At 67.7% G+C, this 418-nt stretch carries 1 protein-coding gene; it reads right to left on the bottom strand.

From position 1 onward, the window contains the following. Positions 1–418 (bottom strand): EGF domain-containing protein (locus tag D7Y13_RS43755; RefSeq protein WP_279637215.1); only part of this gene is annotated, 418 nt, incomplete at both ends.

The following is a 418-nucleotide window of genomic DNA, read 5'->3' as shown; positions in this document are numbered from 1 at the left end:
TGGGGGCGGTCTGGCAGGTGGCGTTCGAGCAGATCTGGCCCGTCGAGCACACGATGCCGCAGGCGCCGCAGCTATTGGCGTCGCTCTGGAGGTTCACCTCGCAGCCGTCGGACGAGTTCCCGTTGCAGTCCCCAAGGGTGCCGGAGCAAGACTGGCAGATGTTCCCCTCGTAGGTGGGCGCGCACTTGCAGGTGTAGCTCCCCACGCCGTCGATGCAGGTGCCACCGTTCAGGCAGGGGCTTGCGGCGCACTCGTCGATGCTGGTGCAGGTCACGCCGTCGCCCTCGTACCCCGCATTGCAGGCGCAGGTGAAGGAGCCCCCGCTGTTGGTGCAGGTGGCGTTTTCGTTGCAGTTGTCGGTACCGGCGGCGCACTCGTCGATGTCGGTGCAGGTCACGCCGTCGCCCTCGTACCCCGC

It is taken from the genome of Corallococcus praedator (assembly GCF_003612125.1).
Lineage (GTDB): Bacteria > Myxococcota > Myxococcia > Myxococcales > Myxococcaceae > Corallococcus > Corallococcus praedator.
Note: the sequence above shows the minus strand (reverse complement) of the source record. Positions and strands in the feature narration are given on the sequence as shown.